Origin of the sequence: Microbispora catharanthi (genome assembly GCF_006334915.2) — a bacterium.
GTDB lineage: Bacteria > Actinomycetota > Actinomycetes > Streptosporangiales > Streptosporangiaceae > Microbispora > Microbispora catharanthi.
Map to the genome: position 1 here is coordinate 677,385 of NZ_VDMA02000001.1, position 18,277 is coordinate 695,661.

Annotated in this window: 22 protein-coding genes; 11 read left to right on the forward strand and 11 right to left on the reverse strand. The window is 71.5% G+C overall.

The window, feature by feature from the left end; translation table 11 throughout:
* Window positions 1–789, forward strand: a complete 789-nt coding sequence (locus FH610_RS03210) for a class I SAM-dependent methyltransferase (RefSeq protein ID WP_167538664.1) — start codon at window positions 1–3, stop codon at window positions 787–789.
* Here FH610_RS03210 and FH610_RS03215 read toward each other — a convergent pair.
* A complete protein-coding gene (locus FH610_RS03215; protein ID WP_182903789.1) occupies window positions 764–1,378 on the reverse strand; it encodes a helix-turn-helix domain-containing protein in 615 nt (204 codons plus the stop codon). The genes FH610_RS03210 and FH610_RS03215 overlap by 26 nt on opposite strands.
* Window positions 1,379–1,495: 117 nt before the next feature.
* Between FH610_RS03215 and FH610_RS03220 the strand changes: the two genes are divergently transcribed.
* A complete protein-coding gene (locus FH610_RS03220) occupies window positions 1,496–1,978 on the forward strand; it encodes a cation:proton antiporter regulatory subunit (protein ID WP_139572701.1) in 483 nt (160 codons plus the stop codon).
* Between the two features lie 9 nt (window positions 1,979–1,987).
* Window positions 1,988–3,148 carry a cation:proton antiporter gene (locus tag FH610_RS03225; RefSeq protein ID WP_139572703.1) on the forward strand — a complete coding sequence of 387 codons (1,161 nt, stop codon included), beginning with the start codon at window positions 1,988–1,990 and terminating at the stop codon, window positions 3,146–3,148.
* A gap of 73 nt (window positions 3,149–3,221) precedes the next feature.
* Here the strand turns inward: FH610_RS03225 and FH610_RS03230 are convergent, their stop codons facing one another.
* The 3 genes from FH610_RS03230 to FH610_RS03240 all read right to left on the reverse strand — a co-directional run bounded on the left by FH610_RS03230 (window position 3,222) and on the right by FH610_RS03240 (window position 5,501).
* A complete protein-coding gene (locus FH610_RS03230) occupies window positions 3,222–4,043 on the reverse strand; it encodes a cytochrome c oxidase assembly protein (protein ID WP_240808715.1) in 822 nt (273 codons plus the stop codon).
* Window positions 4,044–4,053: 10 nt separating this feature from the next.
* Window positions 4,054–4,605 carry a DUF2243 domain-containing protein gene (locus FH610_RS03235; RefSeq protein WP_139572704.1) on the reverse strand — a complete coding sequence of 184 codons (552 nt, stop codon included), beginning with the start codon at window positions 4,603–4,605 and terminating at the stop codon, window positions 4,054–4,056.
* 128 nt (window positions 4,606–4,733) lie between these two features.
* Window positions 4,734–5,501: a TetR/AcrR family transcriptional regulator gene (locus FH610_RS03240; protein WP_139572707.1), complete on the reverse strand. Its 768-nt coding sequence runs from the start codon at window positions 5,499–5,501 to the stop codon at window positions 4,734–4,736.
* Between the two features lie 76 nt (window positions 5,502–5,577).
* Here FH610_RS03240 and FH610_RS03245 point away from each other — a divergent pair, with 76 nt between their 5' ends.
* Window positions 5,578–6,564, forward strand: coding sequence for an ATP-binding cassette domain-containing protein (locus FH610_RS03245; RefSeq protein WP_139572708.1), 987 nt, complete (start codon window positions 5,578–5,580; stop codon window positions 6,562–6,564).
* Window positions 6,561–7,394, forward strand: coding sequence for an ABC transporter permease (locus FH610_RS03250; RefSeq protein ID WP_139572709.1), 834 nt, complete (start codon window positions 6,561–6,563; stop codon window positions 7,392–7,394). The genes FH610_RS03245 and FH610_RS03250 overlap by 4 nt, the downstream gene beginning before the upstream one ends.
* Before the next feature lie 100 nt (window positions 7,395–7,494).
* Here FH610_RS03250 and FH610_RS03255 read toward each other — a convergent pair whose 3' ends face one another.
* Window positions 7,495–7,938 carry a winged helix-turn-helix transcriptional regulator gene (locus FH610_RS03255; protein WP_139572710.1) on the reverse strand — a complete coding sequence of 148 codons (444 nt, stop codon included), beginning with the start codon at window positions 7,936–7,938 and terminating at the stop codon, window positions 7,495–7,497.
* 132 nt (window positions 7,939–8,070) lie between these two features.
* Here FH610_RS03255 and FH610_RS03260 point away from each other — a divergent pair, with 132 nt between their 5' ends.
* Window positions 8,071–8,943: an aldo/keto reductase family oxidoreductase gene (locus tag FH610_RS03260; RefSeq protein ID WP_139572711.1), complete on the forward strand. Its 873-nt coding sequence runs from the start codon at window positions 8,071–8,073 to the stop codon at window positions 8,941–8,943.
* A 93-nt stretch (window positions 8,944–9,036) separates the two neighbouring features.
* Here the strand turns inward: FH610_RS03260 and FH610_RS03265 are convergent, their stop codons facing one another.
* The 3 genes from FH610_RS03265 to FH610_RS45080 all read right to left on the reverse strand — a co-directional run bounded on the left by FH610_RS03265 (window position 9,037) and on the right by FH610_RS45080 (window position 10,401).
* Complete coding sequence (locus tag FH610_RS03265) at window positions 9,037–9,504, reverse strand: peroxiredoxin family protein (RefSeq protein ID WP_139572712.1); 468 nt, start codon at window positions 9,502–9,504, stop codon at window positions 9,037–9,039.
* 48 nt (window positions 9,505–9,552) lie between these two features.
* Window positions 9,553–10,128 carry an RNA polymerase sigma factor gene (locus tag FH610_RS03270; protein ID WP_139572713.1) on the reverse strand — a complete coding sequence of 192 codons (576 nt, stop codon included), beginning with the start codon at window positions 10,126–10,128 and terminating at the stop codon, window positions 9,553–9,555.
* Window positions 10,129–10,275: 147 nt separating this feature from the next.
* Window positions 10,276–10,401, reverse strand: a complete 126-nt coding sequence (locus tag FH610_RS45080; protein WP_276607620.1) for a hypothetical protein — start codon at window positions 10,399–10,401, stop codon at window positions 10,276–10,278.
* Between the two features lie 43 nt (window positions 10,402–10,444).
* On the opposite strand from FH610_RS45080, the gene FH610_RS03275 reads away from it, so the two are divergent.
* Entirely contained in the window at window positions 10,445–11,146 is a 702-nt protein-coding gene (locus tag FH610_RS03275; RefSeq protein WP_139572714.1) for a Clp protease N-terminal domain-containing protein, read from the forward strand.
* A 97-nt stretch (window positions 11,147–11,243) separates the two neighbouring features.
* On the opposite strand, the gene FH610_RS42690 is transcribed toward FH610_RS03275, so the two are convergent.
* Together FH610_RS42690 and FH610_RS03280 are read right to left on the reverse strand one after the other, a co-directional pair.
* A complete protein-coding gene (locus tag FH610_RS42690; protein WP_161627899.1) occupies window positions 11,244–11,387 on the reverse strand; it encodes a hypothetical protein in 144 nt (47 codons plus the stop codon).
* A gap of 141 nt (window positions 11,388–11,528) precedes the next feature.
* A complete protein-coding gene (locus tag FH610_RS03280) occupies window positions 11,529–11,909 on the reverse strand; it encodes a hypothetical protein (protein ID WP_139572715.1) in 381 nt (126 codons plus the stop codon).
* A gap of 345 nt (window positions 11,910–12,254) precedes the next feature.
* Here FH610_RS03280 and FH610_RS03285 point away from each other — a divergent pair, with 345 nt between their 5' ends.
* From FH610_RS03285 to FH610_RS03295, 3 genes are read left to right on the forward strand one after another with little or no spacing between them, the layout of a single operon-like run.
* Window positions 12,255–12,908 carry a hypothetical protein gene (locus FH610_RS03285; RefSeq protein ID WP_139572716.1) on the forward strand — a complete coding sequence of 218 codons (654 nt, stop codon included), beginning with the start codon at window positions 12,255–12,257 and terminating at the stop codon, window positions 12,906–12,908.
* 11 nt (window positions 12,909–12,919) lie between these two features.
* Window positions 12,920–13,546 carry a helix-turn-helix transcriptional regulator gene (locus tag FH610_RS03290; protein ID WP_139572717.1) on the forward strand — a complete coding sequence of 209 codons (627 nt, stop codon included), beginning with the start codon at window positions 12,920–12,922 and terminating at the stop codon, window positions 13,544–13,546.
* Between the two features lie 47 nt (window positions 13,547–13,593).
* Window positions 13,594–14,022, forward strand: coding sequence for a glutaredoxin domain-containing protein (locus FH610_RS03295; protein ID WP_139572718.1), 429 nt, complete (start codon window positions 13,594–13,596; stop codon window positions 14,020–14,022).
* Between the two features lie 6 nt (window positions 14,023–14,028).
* Here the strand turns inward: FH610_RS03295 and FH610_RS03300 are convergent, their stop codons facing one another.
* Entirely contained in the window at window positions 14,029–17,076 is a 3,048-nt protein-coding gene (locus FH610_RS03300) for an AfsR/SARP family transcriptional regulator (protein WP_139572719.1), read from the reverse strand.
* Between the two features lie 97 nt (window positions 17,077–17,173).
* On the opposite strand from FH610_RS03300, the gene FH610_RS03305 reads away from it, so the two are divergent.
* Window positions 17,174–18,127: a tyrosine-type recombinase/integrase gene (locus FH610_RS03305; protein WP_139572720.1), complete on the forward strand. Its 954-nt coding sequence runs from the start codon at window positions 17,174–17,176 to the stop codon at window positions 18,125–18,127.
* Window positions 18,128–18,277: the final 150 nt, after the last annotated feature.

Below are 18,277 nucleotides of genomic sequence, written 5' to 3' on the forward strand. Positions count from 1 at the left end.
ATGACGGTGACCCGGGAAGTGCTCGCCTACTACGAGCAGGGCAAGGAGGACGGCAGGCTCCGTAAGGGACGGGGCCGGCTGGAGCTGTGGCGGACGCAGGACGTGCTGCGCCGGGCCCTGCCGTCACCGCCCGCCCGGGTGCTCGACGTCGGCGGCGGCACCGGAGTGCACGCCGAATGGCTGGTCGCCGACGGCTACGAGGTGGAACTGCTGGACCCGGTCCCGCTTCACGTCGAGCGGGCCGCGGCCCTGCCGGGATTGACCGCGCGGCTGGGCGACGCACGCGACCTGCCCCTGCCGGACGCGAGCGCGGACGCGGTCCTGCTGCTGGGCCCGCTCTACCACTTGGCCGACCGCGCCGACCGGGTCACCACCCTGGCCGAGGCGCGCCGCGTGGTGCGCCCCGGAGGATTGGTGGCCGCCGCCACCATCAACCGCTACGCGGCCGTGCACGACATGGTCTACCTGGGGGTCTACGAGCAGGAACCACACCGCCGGGCCGCGCGCCAGGCCATGGAGGACGGCCGCCTGCTGGGTCCCGTGCAGGGTTTCTCCGCCTATCTGCACGACCCCGACGAGGTGCCCGGGGAGTTCGCCGACGCGGGGCTCCCCGACGCCGAGCGATACGGCCTTGAGGGCGCCTTCTGGCTATATGGCGACGTGAACGACTGGCTCGACGACCCCGAACGCCGCAGGCTGATGCTCGACGCCCAGCGCACGTTGGAACGCGTGCCGTCGCTTCTCGGGGTCAGCGGCCACATGCTCACCCTCGCCCGCCGGCCCGCGTAGGCTCCTGCTTCGCCTTCGGGCGGGCGCGCAGGTGGGCGCGCTCGCCCTGGCTGCCGAACAGGACGAGGAACTCGACCGCCTCGGCGTCGGCGGCGCCGAACCAGTGCGGCAGCCGGGTGTCGAACTCGGCCGCCTCACCCGGTGACAGCACCAGATCCTGCTCGCCGAGGACCATCCGCAGCCGCCCGTTGAGCACGTAGAGCCACTCGTAACCCTCGTGGGTCTTCGGCTCCGGCGTCCTCCTGGCGCTGCCCGCCGGGATCACCAGCTTGTAGGCCTGGATGCCCCCGGCCCGGCGGGTCAGCGGCAGCATCGTCATGCCGTTGCGGACGACCGGGCGCAGGTGGATGCGCGGATCCCCGGTCAGCGGGGCGTCGACGAGCTCGTCCAGCGTGACACCGTGGGCCCTGGCCAGGGGCAGCAGCAGTTCGAGGGTCGGCCGCCGTGCGCCCGACTCCAGCCGCGACAGCGTGCTCACCGAGATGCCGGTCGCCGCCGACAGGCCGGCCAAGGTGGTCTCGCGCTGCCGGCGCAGCGCGCGCAGCCGGGGCCCGACCGAGACGAGCGCGTGTTCGAGGTCGTCGTCCACGTCGTCAGCTTGCCATATCGGCAACGACATGTACGAAGACGGCCGAAATGAGACTGACGTCCATTATTGGTAGGTTCCTGGATAAGTGTTGACTTATCAGAGCGGAGGAGCGGCGCCGTGGATGTCGAGCAGACGGTGTTGCCGGGGATCGGGTTGCGGCACGAGTTCACCACGCGCTCGGGACGGCGCATCGGGGTGGTCTCCCACCGCACCGGGCGGCGCGACCTGGTGATCTACGATCCCGACGATCCCGACAGGGCCTGCGAGACAGTGAAACTCAACGACGAGGAGGCGGACGCGCTCGTCGAGCTGCTCGGCGCCCCCCGCATCGTCCAGCGGCTCAACGCCCTGCACCGCGAGGTCGAGGGACTGGTCAGCGTCCAGCTGCCGATCGCGCCGGGCTCCCCCTACACCGGCCGTCCCATGGGGGAGGCGCAGGTGCGCACCCGCACCGGAGCCTCCATCGTGGCCGTCGTCCGCGCCGCCAACGTGTTCGCCAGTCCCGCCCCCGACTTCGTCCTTACCGGGGACGACATCGTGGTCGTGGTGGGCAGCGAGGAAAGCACCGCCGCCGTCGCCGACATCTTCGCCAGCGGCTGAGGGCAGCGCGTGCACAATACCGCCATACTTTTCCTGGAATTCGGCGCCGTCGTCCTCGGACTCGGCATCCTCGGAGCACTGGCGCTGCGCGTCGGAATCTCCCCCATCCCCCTCTACCTCATCGCGGGCCTCGCCTTCGGCACCGGTGGCATCCTCCCTCTGGCCACCAGCGAGGAGTTCACCGCCACCGGCGCCGAATTAGGCGTCATCCTCCTGCTGCTCACCCTCGGCCTGGAATACAACGCCGACGAGCTGATGACCAGCCTCAAGGGCAACGCCCGCGCCGGACTGGTCGACCTCGTGCTCAACGCGGCGCCCGGCGCGGTCTTGGCGCTGCTCCTCGGCTGGGGACCGGTCGCCGCCGTCGCCATGGCCGGCGTCACCTACGCCACCTCCTCCGGCATCACCGCGAAGGTCCTGTCCGACCTGGGCTGGATCGGCAACCGGGAGACCCCGGTGGTGCTGTCGCTGCTGGTGTTCGAGGACCTCACGATGGCGGTCTACCTGCCGGTCCTGACCGCCATGCTGGCGGGCCTGAGCCTGGTCGCCGGGGCGGTCACCGTGGCCATCGCACTCGCCGCGGTGAGCGTGGTCCTGCTGGTCGCGCTGCGCTTCGGCCGCTACATCGAGGCGTTCGTCGCCAGCCCCAACTCCGAGGTGCTCGTGCTCAAGGTCGTCGGGCTGGCGCTGCTGGTGGCCGGGCTGGCCCAGCAGCTGCAGGTGTCGGCCGCGGTCGGGGCGTTCCTCGTCGGCATCGCGCTGTCGGGTGAGCTGGCCGAGGACGCCCAGGCGCTGCTCGCGCCGCTGCGCGACCTGTTCGCCGCGGTCTTCTTCGTGTTCTTCGGCCTGCAGACCGACCCCACCAAGATCCTGCCCGCAGCCGGCCTGGCCGCGGGCCTGGCCCTGGTGACGATGACCACCAAACTGGTGACCGGCATCTACGCCGCGCGCCGGGCCGGCATCGCCCGCGCCGGACGGGTCCGCGCGGGCATCGCGCTCATCCCCCGCGGTGAGTTCAACATCGTCATCGCCGGGCTGGCGGTGGCCGCCGGCGCCCATCCCGACCTGGGCGCGCTGGCGGCGACGTACGTCTTGATCCTGGCGGCCTTCGGTCCCCTGGCGGCCCGTCTGGTCCAGCCGCTCCTCACGCGAGTGGCGAGCCGCGCCTGACGCCGTCGCACTCCCTACATCGGCCCGCACTGTCACCGGCCTGCCCCGCATCGCGGCGGCAGGCCGGTGCGTTTCAGGCCCGTACGGCCCGGCCGGCGACGGGCCGGGAACGGCGTTCCGGACGCCAGGTGGAGACGAGGGCGGCCGCGAGGAGGAGTTCGGCGATGTCGCCGCCGTAGTACATGATCTCCGCGCCGCTCCGGACCTCGGAGACGGGCGCGTGGACGTCCACCCAGAAGCCGCCGTACATCAGCTGTGCGACGACCGCGTGCGCGGCGATGGCGCAGCCGAGGTAGACCAGGCGGGCCCGGACGCCGGGCCGGGCGGGCGCGGGGTCGGGACCGGCGATGACGTGCGCGAACAGGCAGCCCGACAGCAGGAAGTGCGCGTGCAGCAGCCAGTGCCCGGCGGGCAGGGCCGTGACGGCGTTGTAGAGCGGGGTGAAGTAGAGCACGACGAGGCTGCCGGTGGACAGCAGCAGGGCGGTCGCCGGATGGGTCAGCAGCCGGCCGGGACGGCTGTGCACGACGGCGGACAGCCGTCGCGCGCCGGCGGCGGGCAGGGTCCGCAGCAGCAGGGTGACCGGGGCGCCCAGCACCAGGGCGAGCGGGGCGTACATGCCGATGAGCATGTGCTGGACCATGTGGCCGCGGAAGTCGGCGTGGGCGAAGGAGGCGAGGGGCGGCAGGAGCGCCACGGCCACCAGCGCGAGCCCGGTGGCGAAGCCGGCCGTACGCCACCGGCTCCAGCCCACGACCGGGTTGCGGCGGCGCGCCCTCCGGACCAGGTGCAGATAGGCGAGCAGGGCGAGGACCGGCGGCAGCACGCCGGACAGACCCGCGGAGTGCGTGCCGTGACCCATCAGGCTGTGGTCCATCACGTCGTGGTTGATCACGCGGGGTCCGTCACGCCGGGGTCTCGGCCGGGAGCTCGGCCGGGTCGAAGGACCGGCCGCTGCGCGCGAGCAGGTAGCCCCCGGCGAGCAGCAGCGCGCCCAGGACGAGGAAACCGATGTCCCACCAGAGTTGATAGGGACCGCCGTGGACGTGGTGGATGGCCAGGATGTGGTGGTCCAGGACGCCTTCGACGAGATTGAAGATCCCCCAGCCGGCCAGGATCCACCCCCACAGCACCCGCGAGGTCCACACCCGGCGCCGGTCGCGGGTGACCCTGGAGTACAGGATCGCGAGGCCGACGAGCACCGCGAGCCAGCACACGGCGTGGAAGATGCCGTCCCACACGGTGTTCATCTCCAGCCCGGAGACGGTGCGGGGGTTGTAGTACCTCACCCCGATGCGGTCGCTGTCGGTGCTGCTCAGCATGTGATGCCACTGCAGGAGCTGGTGCAGCAGGATGCCGTCGACGAACCCGCCGAGTCCCACCCCGAGCACGATGCCCGGCAGCCGCAGACTGACCGGCGTCACACCGGCCCGGGCCTCGCCCGCGGTGGTCGCCATCGCCGTGCCTCCGTCCCCTCCGCGCCGCTGTGCGGACTCCGCCAGGGCAGGTTCCCCGGACGCGAGGGTGTAGTCACGCAGGCACGCGCGGATCCACCGGCGGGCCTACCGACTCTTTGAACAGCACCTCACCCGGCGGTGCGGGCGGCGACGAACGCCTCGATGCCGTCGAGCACGCGCTGCAGGCCGAACTCGAAGGCCTGGTCGGGGTCGTAGGCCGCGTTGTACGCCTCGCCCGCCGCCGCACCCACCCGGGCGGCGACCGGATGACGCCGGGGGTCGAACACCTTGGCCAGGTAGGGCGCGTGCGCGTACCACCACTGCTCGTCGGTGACGCCCGTGTCCCCCGGCGCCTGCGCCGCCTCCACCGCGCCCCGCGCCGCGCCGCTCACGTAGCCGTTCAGCAACGTGACGACCGAGTCCATCTCGAGGTCGTCCAGGCCGATGCCGTCGACCGCCCGCAACTCGTAGTCGTACTTGGCGATGAGGTTGGGGCCCAGCGGGGGCCGGGTGACCGACGACACCTGCAGCATCCACGGGTGCCGCCGGTAGAGCGCCAGGTTCTCCCGCGCGATCAGCTCCAGCCTGCCCCGCCAGCCGCCCGGCACCTCCGCGGGTGCGGGCAGCTCGCCGTACGCGGTGTCGAGCATGACGTCGATCAACTCGGCCTTGCCCGGGACGTAGGTGTACAGGGACATCGTCCCCACCCCGAGCTGTTCGGCGACCTTGCGCATGGACAGCGCGGCCAGGCCCTCGGCGTCGGCGACCTCGATCGCCGCGCGCACGATCCGATCGACCCCGATCTCCGGCTTGCCCTTGCGCCCGGTCCGCTCGCCCGTGCGCCACAGCAGGGCCAGACTCCGCGCCGGGTCTCCCTGCGAGCTGTACTCCGTCATCGCCTGCGAATTCTATGCGCACCCTGATTCCGTATGCTGTACGGTACAGCGTACTGGATCCTCGGGAGGAATCACGATGACGTACGCGATCGCTGCCGAAGGGCTGCGCAAGCGATACGGGCACACCCTCGCCCTCGACGGCGTCGACCTGGCCGTCGGCGAGGGCACGGTGCACGGCCTGCTCGGGCCGAACGGCGCCGGCAAGACCACCGCCGTCCGGATACTCACCACGCTGTCGCGCCCCGACGGCGGCGCGGCCCGGGTCGCCGGCTTCGACGTCGTACGGCAGGCCGCCGACGTACGCCGCGGCATCGGCCTGGTCGGCCAGCACGCCGCCCTCGACGAGGTCCTCAGCGGCAGGCAGAACCTCGTCATGTTCGGCCGCCTCCACCACCTGCGCCCGGCCGCGGCCCGCGCCCGTGCCGACGAGCTGCTCGCCCGGTTCGGCCTCGCCGACACCGACACCAAACCCGTCGGGCACTACTCCGGTGGCATGCGCCGCCGCCTCGACCTGGCGGTCGGCATGATCTGCTCCCCGCCGGTGCTGTTCCTCGACGAGCCCACCACCGGCCTGGACCCGCGCGGCCGCACCGAGGTGTGGGAGGCCGTCCGCGGCCTCGTCGCCGAGGGCACCACCGTGCTCCTCACCACCCAATACCTGGAGGAGGCCGACCAGCTGGCCTCCCGCGTCTCGGTCGTCGACGCCGGCCGCGTCGTCGCCGAGGGCTCCCCCGACGAGCTGAAGTCCGCGCTCGGCGGCGACCGCCTCGACGTCGTCGTGCGCCACACCGCCGACCTGCCCGCCGCCGCCGCGATCGTCGGCCGGGTTACCGGCGCCCGGGGTGATGTGTCCGTCGACGTGGACGCCGACTCCCGCCGCGTCGGCGCACCCGTGCGCGACCGGTCCGCCGCGCTCCCCGAGGTCCTGCGCGCCCTCGACGCCGCAGGCATCACCGTCGAGGACATCGCCGTGCGACGGCCCACCCTGGACGAGGTCTTCCTCCACCTGACCGGCACGGAGAACAGCACGGAGAACAGCACGAGAAAGGGAGCCGCGGCATGAGTATGACCGTCACCGCACCCGAGATCCCCCGCACCGCCGCCGCGCGGCTGCGCTGGGCCCTGGCCGACGGCTGGACCGTCACCCTGCGCGACCTCACCCACTGGGCCCGCAAACCCGGCCAGGTCGTGGCCGGCCTGCTGTTCCCCGTCATGATCGTGCTGATGTTCGGCTATGTGTTCGGCGGCGGCATGGCCGTACCGGGCGGCGGCGACTACCGCGAATACCTCATGCCCGGCATGTACGCCATGACCATGCTCTTCGGCATCGAGGCCACCTTCACCGCCGTCGCCCGCGACGCCGCCAAGGGCGTCACCGACCGTTTCCGCTCCCTGCCCATCGCCTCCTCCGCCGTCGTCCTCGGTCGCAGCGTCGCGGACATGCTCAACACCGTCCTCGGCCTCCTCGTCATGATCGCCTGCGGCCTGGCCGTCGGCTGGCGCTGGCACGAAGGCGCCGTCCGCGCCGCCCTCGCCGTCGGACTGCTGTTGCTGCTGCGCTTCGCGTTCCTGTGGGTCGGCATCTACCTCGGGCTGACCCTCGGCGGCCCGGAAGCCGTCATGGCCGTTCAGATCCTCGTGTGGCCCATCGGCTTCCTGTCCAGTGCCTTCGCCTGGACCGGCACCATGCCCGGCTGGCTCGCGGCGGTCGCCGAGTGGAACCCCCTGTCGGCCACCATGGCCGCCACCCGCGACCTGTTCGGCAACCCCGGCGCGGGTGGCACCACCTGGATCGCCGAGCACGCCGCGGTCATGGCCCTGGTCTGGCCGCTGCTGCTCATCGCGGTCTTCCTCCCGCTGTCGGTGCGCCGCTACCGCCGCCTCGACCGCTGACACCCCGCGCCGCCGATCGCCCGGCTTCCTGCACCGGGACGTGGCCATCGGCATGGGCAGGCTCCCGCCTGCTTCTCAACCGCCGATGTGTGACGGCGGCTCAGGCGGTGCGGGTGTCGTACGTCGCGCGGTTGGCGAGCACATCGTCCATGTGCGTCTCGGCCCAGGTCTTGAGACCACGCATCATCTGGTGCAGGGAGAGACCGAGGTCGGTCAGCTCGTAGGAGACCGTGACGGGCACCGTCGGCGTCACGGTGCGGGTGATCAGCCCGTCACGCTCCAGGGAGCGCAGCGTCTGAGTGAGCATCTTCTGACTGACGCCGGCCAGTAGGCGGGACAGCTCCGAGAAGCGCATCGACCGGGGCTCACCGGCGCAGTCGGCGCCTAGCTGATGCGGGCCGTCGCTGCCCAGCGCGGCCAGGATCAGCGTGACCCATTTGTCGGAGATCCGGTCGAGCAGCTTGCGACTGGGGCAGGCCGCCACGAAGGCGTTGTATTCCGCCTTGGCCTGGGCCTTCTGCTGGGCCGCCGTCATCGTCGCCATCTGCCGCTCCTCTAACCTCTGGGCGCCTTACGCACTCCGAAGTGCCTACTTCCCGTCAGGAAGTTACCTATCCATACTGCAGCAAGGGGCCGTTGAGGCACCACCATCCAGCTCACCATGAAAGACAGAGGCATGAGCACGCTCTCCACTTCGCTTCCCGGCGGCACCTGGACCCTGGGCGACCTGACCGTCACCCGGTTCGGCTACGGCACCATGCAGCTCGCCGGCCCCGGAGTAATGGGCCCGCCCGCCGACCACGACAGCGCACTCGCAGTCCTCCGCGAGGTCATCGACCTCGGCATCACCCACATCGACACCGCCGACGCCTACGGACCGCGCGTCACCAACCAGCTGATCCGGGAAGCGCTGCACCCATACCCCGAATCGCTGCACATCGTGACCAAGGTCGGCGCGATCCGCGACGAGCAGGGCGGCTGGCCCCCGGCCCGTAAGCCCGAAGACCTGCGCCGCGCCGTCCACGAGAACCTTGAAGCCCTCGGCCTCGAGGTGCTCGACCTGGTCAACCTCCGGCTCGGGGACGCCCGGGGACCCCGGCCCGGTTCGCTCGCCGAGCCCTTCGAGGCGCTCGCCGAACTCCAGCAGCAGGGCCTGATCCGCCACCTCGGAGTCAGCAACGCGACGCCGGAACAGGTCGCCGAGGCACAGGCGATCGCGCCGATCGTATGCGTGCAGAACATGTACAACCTCGCCTACCGCCAGGACGACGCCCTGATCGACGAGCTCGCCGAAGAGGGCATCGCCTACGTGCCCTTCTTCCCGCTCGGCGGCTTCAGCCCCCTGCAGTCTTCGGCGCTGTCGGCCATAGCCGCGCGGTTGGATGCGACGCCGATGTCTGTCGCCCTGGCCTGGTTGCTGCAACGGTCGCCGAACATCCTGCTGATTCCTGGCACCTCGTCGGTGGCGCATCTGCGCGAGAACGTCGCCGGCGCCGGACTCTCGCTCTCCGACGAGGAACTCACCGAGCTAGACAAGATCGGCCACTAGCGGGCATCGACGGTCTTTCGTTCTGGGCTGGTGATCGGGCTGTCGCCTCCTACAGAGGCCCTGCCTGCCTCAGATAAGCCGCCCTGATGTAGATCAGCGACGTGTGGGGAGGGCCTGGACGGCGGCGGTGATCGCCTTCCTGTGGTAGCCGTTGGTGGGCATGGTGGCGCTGTGGGCGTGGCGGATGATGCCCTGGGAATCAAGGAGGATGCTGCCTGACTGCTGCAGCGAGCCGAAGACCTTTCTGCTCAGGCCGATCATTTCGTGCGGGGTGCTGTGGCGGCCGGTGAGGACGGGGAACGGGATCTGACGCCTGGCCTTCCACTCGGCCGCTGCTCGGCGGTCCTCGGGAACCGCGACAAGCACTCGGACGTTGTCGGCGGCGAACTCGTCGCGGCGCCGGATGAGCTCTTGGACGTGTCGGTTGCAGACCGGGCAAGACGTCGACCGCATGAAGTAGATGAGCACAGCATGATTGCCCTGGTAGTCGGACAGGCGGACGGCCTGGCCGTCGGTGTCCTCCAGCACGACGTCGGGCGCGGGCGATCCGGTTTCAAGCATGGCGGAGCTCCTCTTCAACTCGGGTTATGGAAATACGGTCTGCTCAGGTCAGGCGCCAGGGGGTTCCGAGGTCGTGCGGCCGCCCGTGGCGTCGGTCCTTCCGCCCAGGCCGAGCCGTACCGTGCTACGTGCCCGGTGTAGCTGGGACTTCATCGCGGCGTTGCTCAGGCCGAGCCTGTCTGCGACTACCCGCCCCGGGTAGCCGAGGACGTCCCGCGTGATCAAGACTCTGCGCTGAACGTCCGGCAGCTCCCTGATCGCCTGCGCGACGATCTCGGCTTCCAGACGCCGGATGACCTGCTCCTCGGCCGACGTCACCAGACCGGCGCCGGCCTCGTCAAAGCGATCGAACAGCAGCCGAGCCCGGCGCAGACACTCATTCCGGACGATTCGGAACATCCACGATGCCAGTGCCCCGGTAACGCGGAGTGAGCCGATCTTCCGATAGAGGATGATCAGCGCTTCCTGCGCGGCATCCTCAGCATCCTGCGGGGACGCACAAAGATGTTCCGCGAAGCGCCGCACATGAGAATTCGCGCCATGGACCACCGCAGCGATCGACTCTCGATCACCAGCCTGTGCGGCCTCGATGACCCGCGTGCTCACCCAGCCGCGGTCAGCCACGTCCCCGCCCTTGCCACCGGAACGAGGTCGTGAACAGTGCCTGCCGCACAGCCGGCATCACGACGTCACTCATCCGAATCTCCCTCCCAGCGTGACCGTCATCCCATAAGAGCCCCCCACACCGCGAAAGGATTCACCGTCTCAGGATCAATTTCGCTCGGCGCGCCCCGAGCGGTACGCCGACGAGCGGGCGGGGACGACCGGCGCGGCGTCGGCCACCCGCCGGACGACGAGTTCGCGGGCCGTGCCGAGCGCACCCGGAACGTCCGTCAACCGCAGCTTGACGAACAGAGAATCGTCAACCTACGGTTGACGCATGAGTCCACTCAACATCAGCCTCACTGACCTGATCGCCCGTCTCGACGAGGAACTCCCCGACGCCGACAACCTGGCCCGCATCAGCGAGGCGCGACTACGCGCCCAGACCCTCTCCGACCTCGGTGACCAGCTCGTCGACCACTACGTCCGCAAGGCCAGGCAGGCCGGCGCGTCGTGGAGCGAGGTCGGCGACGCCATCGGGGTGTCCAAACAGGCCGCCCAGCAACGCCACGCACCCAACGCGTTCGAGCGGTTCACCGACCTGAACCGGCACAGCATCGTGCTGGCGCAGGAGGCCGCCCGAACGCACAAGCACGACTTCATCGGCACCGAACACATCCTGCTCGGCCTGCTCGGCGAACCGCGGGGCCTGGCGTACGAGGTGCTGATGGCGAAAACCGAGTCGGAGCGACGCATCCGCGACGCGATCGAGGAAGCGATGCCGCCAGCCGGGCAGAAGGCGCTGCGGGGTCACATCGCGTTCCGGCCGGAGAGCAAGGAGGCCATCGAGCAGGCATCCCGCGCGTCAGCCGACCTCGGCCACGACTGGGTCGGCACGGAACACACGCTGCTGGGCCTGATCCGCGCCGAGGAGAGCCCGGCCGCGCGGATCCTGCGCAACCTCGGCTTCACGTCAGACGAGCTGCACGAGACGGTCAAGACCGAAATCACCAAACGGTCCGCCGCGCGCGACAAGTAGTAACGAAACGATCAGTCACCGCGGCGGACCGCCGGGATCGTCGTGGGCGATCGCGTCGCCGAGCAGGGGGGACGGCCGTCGCGGGACAGCATGCGGATCACGTCGTACGCGCGCACGGCTCCGGCGTCGCGCGGTTGACGCGGATGCGGCAGGGGGCGAGTTCGGGCGGCGAGGGATCGCGGACCAGCCTGCGGCCATCGGCGGCCACGGAGATCGTGCGGCGGAAAGCGGCAGAGTTCACTCAGGAAGTGCCATCCGATCTGGGTGAACTCTGCCTCTTACAAGTCCGAACCGCCCAGCTACAGGGCAGTTTCCTTATGTTCGTGATCAGGCTGGATCGCGCTTGCCGTGAAAGCCTCAGGCTAGAGGTCTGCTGTCGACCTCAGCAGTACACCTGCACGTATATCGCCAATTCCTTGCCCGCCAGCATCCGCTCGGTCCATGGCGCGACATAGTCCCAATGTTGTGCCACCACCCGCCCATATTCGTTCTTGATGGGCTCATAGAAGATCTTGAACGCGTTGCCGTGGGCCTTGGCATAGTTGTAGTAGTCGTGGAGACCGGTATTCCCGCACCACTCGATGTTCCAGACCTGTCCGGTGTCCCTCTGGAAGACGCAGGCCCTCCCGTATTCGCACCGATAATTCCAGAACTCGGGCTGGACATCGTCCGCGAAGGCGGTGCTGGATCCGCTGGTAAGCACAGTGGCCCCGAGCGTCGCAGCCAGAACTGCACGGACGGCGAACTGTCCAATCGATGGCACCTCGAATCCCCTCTGTTCGGCGCGGCCTTCTGACCGGGCTGTGACCGTGGCACGAACGTGCGCAGAACTTCGATTTTCATTGTCGGAATTGCCCTGTCTGCCGACGGCTCACGACTGGCCAGACCATCAGCAGCAATGTGCGGCTGCTTGTATGAGTGAGAAACAAATCGTGTGGTGATCTGGTAGGAGGCACGCTCGGGAAAGCGCCCCTCCTGCGTCTGCACCTGATCGGCAGGGTCAGATGTCATCACACCCACCGTGAATTTCGCCAGGGCAACCCCCGGTGATTGCGGGAACCCGCAACACCCCTGTTGCCGCCGCGGCCGGAACGCCGAAGATCACCTCATGCTCAGTGCTGCGATCAACAGAAGAGGCGCGCTGCGGGCGGGCGCCGTCGCCGGACTCTCCGCCGCGGGCGTCGTGCCCACATCCACGACCGCGCATGCCGCCGCATACGTGACCCGCAAGCCGCTGCTCGCCGGAGCCAACCCGTACGTCACCCTGTACGACGGCGACACGCCCACGGGGTATGCGTCGATGTGGCGGGTCGACTGGTCCACTCACGGCGCCGGCGCGGTACTGATGGTCTGGACGCCGGCCGGGCTGCGCGTTGTGGGTGACGACCCTCGGCTGGCGGCGTGGATCGAGGAGCACTTCGTGCGGAACTTCGACGAGGCCAGGGCGCTGCCGTCGTGGCCGGCCGTACAGGTGGAGCGGGCGGCCGTACAGCTGCGCGTCGACCCCGCCAAGGGCGCCTTCGCCAGGACGGCCGGCCTGGCGGTCAGCATTAGCGGCCCCCTTGACGCCAGGCCGTTCGCGCTGGCCGATTTCCCCCTCCGGGGGGTGAGCCACGGGCTGTCCATGCAGGTCATCCCCTGCGAGCACGCCTCGATCACCGTCAACGGCCGGCCCGTGCCCGGCAAGCCCACCGTGATCTGGCCCGACGGCCGGCCCGCCTCCTCGGCGGTCACCACCGTCCACGAGGCGTGGAGCATGTGACAATGGGTGCCGTGCTCGTTCCAGCCGTCCTGCGGGGATCCCAGGTGCAGCGGATCTCGGCCCGTCACATGGCCGCGCGGGCGCATGAGCTGCTGTCTCGGACCCGGCACGAACATCTGGCCATGTACGACGCCATGACCGTGGACGACGAGGCGGTCCAGCGGGCACTGCCGGCCGCAAGAGGGCGCCGGGCTCGCGGAGTACTGCTCCGCACGATGGCACCGATCGGGGCCGCCACGCCGGCCGTGACCGCCGACGACCTCGCGGTGCTCGACGGCGACCACCGGCGGGTGGCCGCTCTGCCCACCTCGCTTACGGTGCTCGACCGCCGGGTGGCCCTGCTGCCCGCCGACCGGGACGACCCTGAGGGCGGCTACCTGGAGATCTGGTCCCAGCCCTTGGTGACCGGCCTGATCGCGCTGTTCGACCGCCACTGGTCCACCGCCCCGCCGCCCCCGTTGTCCACGCGCGAGCAGGAGGTGGTGGCGTTGCTGGCCGAGGGCTGGACGGACACGGTCGTCGCCCGCCGCCTCGGGATCAGCGAGCGGACCGTCACGGCGACCGTTCGGACCCTCATGGACCGATACTCGGCACGCAGCCGGTTCCAGCTCGCGCTGAAGCTGTCCCGGAGGCCCTGACCTCCGCGACCGCCGGCACCACGGGCCGGTGCGCTAGCGTGATCGCCATGCTGCGCCGATGGATGCTGCCGATCCTCTTCCTGGCCGTCGGGCTCGCCGCGGCGGCGCGGCAGGTCACCAAGGGGCTCCCCGGCGCCGCCGTCACGCTGCTCCTGATCTTCCTGCTGGCCGCAGCCCTGCTGTCCCCCCTCGTCTTCCCGAGGTCCGTCAGCGCGGCGGAGGCGCAGCGCCGCAGCGAGACCGACGGCCGCCCGATCGTCTACTGGCGCCCCGGCTGCCGCTACTGCCTGCGATTGCGCACGCGGCTCGGCCTCCACGCCCACCGGATGCACTGGGTCGACATCTGGCGCGACCCGGACGGCGCCGCGGCGGTCCGGGCCGCCACCGGCGGCGACGAGACGGTGCCGACCGTGGTGGTGGCGGGCGAGCCGCACGTCAACCCCGACCCTCGATGGGTGCGCGCGCAACTGCCCTGACGAACCTCAGCGGCTGGTCGGGACACGCGACGTAAGCTCCAATCCCCGCAGCGACCGCGCCGCACCCGCGAGCAGCGCGGCACGCGACAGGTCTCCGCCCCCGGCGCACCACTCCGCGACCGCCTCCAGCACCATCGCCCGCACCGTCTCGTCACCCGCGCGCCCCGACGACTCCAGCGCCGAGCGCAACGACCGCCACGCCGCCTCGCGGTCACCGCGCTCCGCCCGCACCCGCGCCAGCTCGACATGGACAGTGGCCAGGAACTGCGCGGGCACGCCCGCCTGCCCGCCGACCAGCTCCAGCGCCTCCACCAGCAGGCCCTCCGCCTCGCCGAGCTCCCCCCGCCGCCGCGCCACCTCCCCGGCGGCCTGCCGCACCCGCGCCGCCGCCACCCGATCCCCCGTACGGACGGCCACCTCGCCGGCCCGCGCCAGCTCCCGCTCCGCCCCCGCCAAGTCGCCCGTACGGGCGCGCAACTGGGCCAGCCGCACGCGCAGCATCAACGGGACGGGAACCGCCTCCGCCCCGCCGATCAACCCCGCCAGCTCCGCCGCCTCCTCCAGCAGCGTCAGCGCCTCCGCCGCGTCGCCCCGGTTCTCCGCCGCCAGCGACAACCAGTACAGCGTCAGCGACAGCCCCCACCGCTCCCCCAGCGCGCGGTAGCCCGCCAGCGCCTTCCGCAACCACGTCTCGGCCGCCCTCGCCCCCGCCCTGCCGTACTCGAACTCCCCGATCCCACCCATCAGCAGTGCCGTCGCCCGCGCCCACGGGTCCTCGTGATCGCCGAACGCCCGCATCGCCGCAAGCGCCCTGCGCCAGTGCTCCACGCCCCCGCCCGAGGGCCTGACCCCCACGATCCAGGCCCACAACGCCACGGGATGGCCCGACTCCTCGACCACACGCAGCGCCTCCGGCGACGCGTACGGCCCCTCGGACGCCAGCAGCGCGCACAACGTGTGCGACAGCTCCAGCCCGGGCGGCGCGGCATCACCCAGCGCCGCCCGGATCGCCCGCGCCCACCCGGCCGCCTCGTCGCCCCGTCCCCGCACCGTCCACGCCCACAACCTGGCCGTGAACAGCCGCAGCGCCCGCCGTTCCTGCCCGGTCCGCACGGCGTGGCCCAGTGCCGCGTCGAGATTTCCCCGCTCGGCGTCCAGCATCGCCAGCAGGCGAAGCTGATCGGCCGTACGCAACCCGGGCTCGGACTCCTCCGCCGTCTCGAGGAAGAAGCCCAGATGCCGGTCCCGCACGGCCCGCGCCTCGCCCACCTCCTCCAGCCGCTCGGCCGCGTACGCCCGGACGGTCTCCAGCAGCCGGTAACGCACCCGCGCGGCCCGGTCCGCGGGCCCGTCCGGCTCGGCCACCACGACCAGCGACTTGTCCACCAGACAGGCCACCGTCTCCAGGTCGGCCCCGCACACCCGCAGCGCCGCCTCCGCCGTCGCCCCGCCCGCGAACACCGACAACCGGCGCAACGCCACGCGCTCCCCCGGTGACAGCAGACCCCAGCTCCAGTCGATCACCGCCCGCAGCGTCCGGTGCCGCGGCCCCGCCGTACGGGCGCCGCGCAGCGTCAGCCGTTCTCCCACCGCCTCGGCGAGCTGCCGCACCGTGAACGACCGCAGCCGGGCCGCCGCCAGCTCGATCGCGAGCGGCAGGCCGTCCAGCTCCCGGCACACCGCGACCACGTCGGCGACCACGGAATCGTCCACCGCGAACCCCGGACGCGCCGCCGACGCCCGCTCCGCGAACAACGCCACCGCCGGGAATTCCAGCGCCCGCGCCGCGTCCACCCCGTCGCCGGGCAGCGCCAGCGGCCGCACCGGATGGAGATGCTCGCCGGGGACGTCCAGCGGCTCCCGGCTGGTCGCCAGGATCCGCAGCCCCGGCGCCCCCGCCAGCAACCGCTCCGCCACCGCCGCCGCGCCGTCCACCACGTGCTCGCAGTTGTCCAGCACGAGCACGAGCTCCCGGCCTGCCAGCGCCTCCGCCAGCGCGTCGAGCGGCGACGCGGCCGGCCGCGTGGCGACGTCCCCGTCCGGCTCGGGCGTGGCCGGGGGTATGGTCGCCCGCACGGCGGCGGCCACGTCCGCCGGATCACCGGCAGAGGCCAGCTCGACCAGCCACACGCCCGAAGCGGCGGTGAGCCCGCCCGCGACCTCCACCGCCAGCCTGGTCTTGCCCGCGCCGCCCGGTCCGGTGAGCGTGACGAGCCGTGCGGCCGACAGCAGGCCCCGCACCCGTGCCACGTCCTCCCGCCGCCCGACCAGGCTCGTCACCGGCGCCGGCACGTTCCCCCGTACGGCCCGTTGCGGTGAGGCCGGCGCCGCGGGCGGGTCGCGCAGCGCCTCAAGGTGTGCCGCGCGCAGTTCCGGCCCGGGATCGACGCCCAGCTCGTCCGCCAGCCGCCGCCTGACGCGTTCGAACCTCTCCAGCGCGTCCCCGCGTCGCCCCGCCACGCGCAGCGCTCTCATCAGCAGGGCGTGGAACGGCTCTCGCAGTGGGTGCGCGGCGACGAGCTCCTCCAGCTCCGCCACCAGCACTCCGGCCGCCGCCGCGTCCGCCACGGCGAGATCGGCCGTCACCCGGGCCTCCAGTGCGGAAAGGCGCAACTCCTCCAGGCGCGCCGCCGCCGCCCGCGCGAACGGCAGGTCCGCCGCGTCGGCGAGCGCCGCACCGCGCCAGAGCGACAGGGCGGACCGCAGGAAGGCGGCGGCACGCAGGGGATCGCGCTCGGCCCGGCCCGCGCGCAGCAGGTGTTCGAACTCCGCCGCGTCCACCTCCTGCGGCGGGACGTCGAGCAGATAACCGGCCGGTTGCGACACCACGGCACCCGATAGTGGCTCCCGCAGCTCACGACGGAGCCGCGACACCAGGGAGTGCAGCGCCGCCGCCGGGTTCGCCGGCGGCTCCTCCCACAGGTCGTCGGCGAGTCTCTCGGCGGTGACCACCCTGCCGGGCTCCAGAGCGAGCCGGATCAGCAGCACGCGCAGGCGCGCGCCCCTGATCTGGGTGCCGGTCACCCGCAACGGCCCGAGAATCCCGATTCGCATGGTCTTCTCATTGTCGTGGAGGGTTTGATCGGCGGTGTAAATGATCTTGCATTTGCCGCCCGCCTTTACAATGTAGATTCATAGTAGGATCGAGGCGATGAACACCCCCGCCGTCCCCGAGCGGAACACCCCCGCACGGCCAGAGCGCGACCCTTACCAGGTGTATCTCGACGCGCTGCAGAGCCCCGAGTCCAAGCGCACGATGAAGGGCTGTCTCGACCGCGTCGCCCGCCTCATCACCGGCGACCCGGAGGCGACCGGCGCCGGTCAGCCCTGGGAACTGCTCCGCTACGAGCACACCATCCGGCTGCGGACGCTGATGCGGGAGCAGGGCTGGTCGCCCTCCCACGTCAACAAACACCTGGTCGCCCTGCGCCGCGTGCTGAAGGAGGCGTGGCGGCTCGGCCTGATGAGCGGCGAGGACTACCAGCGGGCCGCCGACCTGCCCGCCTACAAGCACACCCGCGTCCCGGCGGGACGGCACGTCGAGGCCGAGGCGCTGGCGGCCACGCTCGAGGTGTGCGACGGCGACCACTCCCCCGCCGGCCGCCGCGACGGCGCGATGCTGGCGGCGCTCTACTCCACCGGCTGCCGCCGCGCCGAGATCGCCGGGCTCACCCTGGCCGACTTCGATCCCCACGCGCGCTCCCTGCGAGTGCGCGGCAAGGGCGACAAGGAACGGCTGGTCTACCTGACCGCGGAAGCCGTCGAACGCCTCGACCTCTGGCTCGCCGTGCGCGGCCGGGCGACGGGCCCCCTGTTCTGCCCCATCAACAAGGGCGGGCGGCTGCGGCTGACCCACATGACCGGCCAGGCCATCGCCGACATCGTCTCCCGGCGCCTGGCCGCCGCCGGGGCGTCCCCCCGTACGCCGCACGACTTCCGCCGCACGTTCATCGGCGAACTGCTCGACGCCGGGGTCGACCTCGCCACCACCCAGGCCCTGGTGGGCCACGCCTCCCCCGCCACCACCGCGCGCTACGACCGGCGGCCCGAGCGGCGCCGCCGCGAGGCCGTCGACCGGCTCCGCGTCCCCGGCGCCGCCCGCTGACCGGGTCTGCCGTTTCTCAGATGTCGTCGACGGTCATCGCGCCCTCGTGGGGACGCCGGGACAGGTCGATGCCGAGCTCCTCCGCCGCGCGGAAGACGTCCTCGTCGGTGTCCCTCATCTCGATCGACATGCCGTCGCTGGAGAGAACCT